This is a genomic window from Desulfosarcina sp. (assembly GCF_041551955.1).
In the GTDB taxonomy this organism is placed as follows: Bacteria; Desulfobacterota; Desulfobacteria; order Desulfobacterales; family Desulfosarcinaceae; genus Desulfosarcina.
The window spans coordinates 1-4874 of sequence record NZ_JBFELV010000396.1 but is presented as its reverse complement, the minus strand read 5'-3'; the positions used below and the strand labels follow the sequence as shown (position 1 = coordinate 4874).

3 protein-coding genes and 2 pseudogenes are annotated in these 4874 nt (G+C 55.1%); all 5 read left to right on the top strand.

Annotated elements, in window-relative coordinates; translation table 11 throughout:
• Nucleotides 1-536: pseudogene (locus ABYV26_RS20995) on the top strand (hypothetical protein); the annotation flags it as partial.
• A gap of 180 nt (nucleotides 537-716) precedes the next feature.
• Nucleotides 717-1859, top strand: coding sequence for an SPFH domain-containing protein (locus tag ABYV26_RS20990; RefSeq protein ID WP_372683312.1), 1143 nt, complete (start codon nucleotides 717-719; stop codon nucleotides 1857-1859).
• Nucleotides 1804-3084 (top strand): hypothetical protein, encoded by a 1281-nt coding sequence (locus ABYV26_RS20985; protein ID WP_372683311.1) that lies wholly within the window; start codon nucleotides 1804-1806, stop codon nucleotides 3082-3084. Before ABYV26_RS20990 ends, ABYV26_RS20985 begins: the two co-directional genes overlap by 56 nt.
• Nucleotides 3085-3237: 153 nt before the next feature.
• The gene (locus ABYV26_RS20980; protein ID WP_372683310.1) at nucleotides 3238-4200 is read left to right on the top strand and encodes an SPFH domain-containing protein; all 963 of its coding nucleotides are present in this window, start codon (nucleotides 3238-3240) and stop codon (nucleotides 4198-4200) included.
• Nucleotides 4181-4874 (top strand): annotated as a pseudogene (locus ABYV26_RS20975) (AAA family ATPase); the annotation flags it as partial. The gene ABYV26_RS20980 and the pseudogene ABYV26_RS20975, both read left to right, overlap by 20 nt.

Below are 4874 nucleotides of genomic sequence, written 5' to 3'. Positions count from 1 at the left end.
TTAAAACGACCGTGGATAAGCTTGAAGCCACGCAAAAAAGTTGGGAGGGTGAAAAAGCAGCCGCGGAACGGCTCCGTCGACAGCTTGCCGGCGTCATGAAGGAACTTGAGAAGGCCAAGGCTGATTTAGCCGGTGCGAACCAGGCCATCTCTACGCTCAAATCAACGGTTCCGGCGCAGCCCGCACCACCCATCTCGGCGCCCGCACCGGCCACCCCACCGGTTGTGGTGCCATCCACCGATACCGCCCAACCCCAAGGTTTCCCGTCTCCATCGATCCCACAATCAGGCGCCTCTTCCGTGTCCCCGCCGGCACCCATCCCCGCTCCGACAGACACACCGGCCACGATCGCACCTGCGTCTTCAGCGACACCAACCCCGGCACCACCTGCCGTGAAGCCCAGCAAACCGGCCGCCACGACAACGCCACCCGCAGCGGCTCCTCAGCCGCCCGACAGCACGCCCCCGCTGACCGAAGAGACCATTGCGGACTCACCGCAGGCGCCGCCGGCAACGGCGGCTCCAGTTGTCGATTAATTGAACATCCTCAACAGATCAATTCGAGGTTCAAATCAAACGGCGACCGTCTGATCCGATCCTATGACCGGGAATGATTTGACGATCGAATTCGATAATTGTCGCTTCCACTGCTCAGGTTTTCCCCCTCCCAACCGATATTTAAATCAAATCTGAAAATCAAATGAGGAGAATGGGCTTATGAAAGCTGACAATCTGGTCTTTCTGGAGAATCTGGAATGGTTTGACGAGAGTGGCAAGCAGTTGGTTCATCGCCTGCCTGAAAAAGGGTCTGGGGAGATTAAATGGGGGGCACAACTCACCGTCCGGGAAAGTCAGGCGGGTGTCTTTTTCTATAAGGGCAAAGCGGTCGAAGCCTTCGGCGCCGGCCGTCATACGCTGAAAACCGGCAATATTCCCATTCTTACCAAAATTGCGAGTTTGCCCTGGGGCATGTCCAGTCCGCTGCGGGCCGAAATGTATTTCGTCAACATGAAGGTCTTCACCAATCTGAAATGGGGCACCCGTGATCCGGTTGCCTTCAAGGATGACCAACTGGGGCTGATCCGACTGCGGGCATTTGGTGTTTTCAACCTGCGGGTGGTCCAACCGGTGCTGTTCATCAACACCATGGTGGGCACCCAGGGTATGTTCACCACCGAAGCCATCGAAGAGTACCTCAACCGGGTCATCGTTTCTCGATTTAACGACTTCATGGGCGAAAGCATAGACTCAATCCTTAACCTGCCAGCCAAATACGATGAGCTTTCTGAAGGCCTGTCCAAAAGACTCCAGGACGATTTCCGACATTTCGGCCTGGGCCTGACCCATCTCTACATGAACGCCATCACCCCTCCGCCGGAGGTGCAAAAGGCCATCGACGACCGCAGTCGAATGGGGGTTATCGACGACATGAACAAGCTCATGCAAATGAAGTCCGCCATGGCTATGGAAAAGGCATCCGAAGCCGATGGCGATGGCAGTATGGGTATGGGCACCAGTTTGGGATTGATGATGCCGGCCATGTTCGCCCAGTATTTCAATGCGTCGGGCAAAACCCCTCAGCTCGGCGGAGCGGCTGCGCCGGAGACGGAACAGGCGACCTGCCAGGAGTGCCGATGCAACATTCCGATATCGGCCAAGTTCTGCCCCATGTGTGGTCACCAGCAGTTGGTTTTTATCGAATGCGGCCAATGCGGGAAAAACCTGGCGCCCAATGCGAATTTTTGTTCCCGCTGCGGCCACCCGGTTGAAGAAAAACCCAAACCCGTCTTTTGTGCAAAATGCGGTGCCGAAAATCTGGCTGGTTCAAAATTCTGCACCCAGTGCGGAGAATCCTATTAATTTTCTCATCCAACATCAATGCCCTCAGTGCGGTGCACCGGCAACGCTCAACGAAACGGATCGGCTGTTTCAGTGTGCGTTCTGCAAAGTGAGTTCCTATCTCGTTGAACGCAGCTACTTTCGGTATTTGCTGCCCCACAATGCCCCGGACAACCAGGAACTGGTTTACTTTCCCTTCTGGCGTTTCAAGGGTATGATTTTTTCCTGTCTGCCTTCCGGCATCCAGAATCGTTTTGTGGATGTCAGCCAGCAGGCCGTTCAATCGGCGCATTTCCCCGTATCTGTCGGTCTTCGCAGCCAGGCCATGAAACTGCGTTTTGTCAGCCCGGAGGCCGCGGGCTATTTCATCAAGCCAACCCTGCCCTTTCCGCAGCTGATGGAAAGGTTTCTCACGCGCTTCAACCTCCATCTGCCTGGGCCGATTCTGCACCAAAGCCACATCGGTGAATCGGTGAGCCTGATCTACGCCCCCTTCTACGTTGGCGAGCGGATCATGGATGCCGTGCTGAATCGACCGGCGTCATCAGAGCTGGCTGAACCCTTTGAACTAAGCCGGCTCCCAGGCGGTCCGGCGAACTGGCGCCTCCGCTTCATCCCTACGCTTTGCCCGAACTGCGGGTGGGACTTGCAGGGAGGTCGGGACGCCTTAGTCCTTCACTGCAAGAATTGTGAGTCCATGTGGCAGGCGTCAAAACAGGGGTTGTCACGGGTCAACGTGGCCCATCTGCCGAATCCTGAAGATGAAAATACCATTTACCTGCCCTTTTGGCGTATCGAGGCCGCTGTGTCCGGTATCGATCTGAACAGTTATGCCGATCTGGTGCAGGTGGCGAATCTACCCAAGGCAATCCAACCCGAATGGGACCGGATCCCCTTCCACTTCTGGGGTCCGGCCTTCAAAATTCGTCCCCGTAGTTTTTTGCGCTTAACCCACCACATCACCATTTCCCAGCCCCGGAATCATCTAACTGCCCGGGTGCCAAAAGGAAACATGCATCCGGTGAACCTGCCGGTATCCGAATCCGTCGAGACCCTGAAATTGAACCTGACCGGACTGCTGCGTCCCAAAAAAATAGTGCAAGATCGCATACACCACATTCAGGTCAAACCGCGCCGCTATCTGCTGGCGTATCTTCCCTTTGAAATACGCCACCATGACCTGGTTCAACCCACATTCAACATCGCCGTTAATCAAAACCAGCTCGGATTGGCCGGGAATCTGTAATTCTCACATGCCCGGTTCGGCCATCGGTTGTCCAACGGATTTTTCCTTGAAACCACACCTTTTTCCAGGTAACCTTTTCAAAACAGTTCCGGCCGTTATAAACTTATTTTTTGCCACCCGTCGGCGTTTTTTTCAGCAACCCAAGGAGCAGATATGGCCAAGCCTTTACCCAATCAATTGCTGCGGCGGTCTTTCGTCAAAACCGTCTTGCGCCGCCTGATCGCCCTGATCACGTCTGTCGGGTTGATCTACGGCATGGTTGCCCTCGTCTATGCCACCAAAACCATCTTTAAGGTCAAGATGAACTATGCGGTCGTACTGGAACGATTCGGTGGGGTCCGCCAGGCGGTGACCGATGTGGGCTGGCATGCCCGCCTGCCCTATTTCACCCGCATCGAGCAGGAGGTGCCGCTGATGAACCAGACCCTCCAACTGGGCGGTACCCCGGCGCCCATGCGAATCATTTCCAAAGGCAACGTGGCCCTATGGACCTCCGGAGTGCTCACCTATCGAATCCGCGACCTGAATACGTGGGCCATTGAAAACCTGAACCCCCTGGATTTATTGCAGGGCGACTACGACGGCATCGTCAAAGACATTCTGCAGGCCCAGCAGGTTGATCGGCTGATCAGTGACCGTGAAACCATCAAAGAGGTGATCTTCACGGCCTTGAAATCGCGCCCCATCAATATCGGCGGCCCCACCATCGAAAAGAAATACGGCGTTGAGGTCGTCAGCTTCGTGCTCAAAGAGACCCGCTTCGGCGACAAACTGGTGGAGGCCTCCGAAGAGAAAAAACGCCGCGAACTGATTGCCGAAGCCGACAATTACGCGGCAGACCAGGAGGCCAGCCGTATCCGTAAACTCTATGCCGCTTATATGGGCGGCATCCAGGACCTGCAACGCACGCTGGGACGAGAGGATGGTTCCACCGACACCGCGCTGCTTGAATTCCTCACCCAGCAAAAATGGGCCACCGCCTATGAGAAGCATCAGCTGGGACAAAATACTGTGGTCATCCAGAATACTCAGGGAAACACACCGGCAATCGCCCTTCCCGCATTCAATTCCGCCAAGCGGCCGGAGGGAGGAAAAGATGGCCAGACGGCTGACTAGAGCGATCACCTACGTCCAACTGCCGGAAAGCCGGATTCGAGAGATCAAAGACTTGGTGGCCGCCTGGCCCCAGGAAACCAAATCGTTCATGCGTGCACGGCTCAATCAATATCGTCCGCCCATGGGTCTGATCAACGGCGTTCTGGAGACGGCCCTCTCCTTTTTTATGGACGCTCCTGAAAAACGATTCAACGTACTTAAGGACCCGGATATCCTCACCGACTGGCAAAAACGGTTTGAAATTTCGGGCCACACCAACCCTCAAGATGCCTGGAACAAGATACTGGAAAAAGAGGTGTCCGCCAAAGATTACCAGTACCTGCTCTCTCTTCTCGACAAGGAACTGGTCGACGTGCACATTCCCGTCGAACTCCACGATCTCTTCGAAAAAGTGTATCGTGCCCACCTGCGAAAAGAGTACATTTCAGACGCCAGCGTTCCCAAGGCGGCATTGCTTCTGTTTGTCGGGCCATCCGGAAGCGGCAAGACCTCAACCGTGTCCCATGCCATTGAGCGCATCATTTTTGGAAACGATGTGCTGCCGGAGGTGGACCTTCACCGCAAAAAAGAAGAGGTGCTTGCCGGGGAACCGTTTTGGAAGACCATTGAAGAAATCGATCCCACGCTTGCCATCGAAATGTCCCGGCGGAAAAAAGTGAAGTTTTACAAACGGC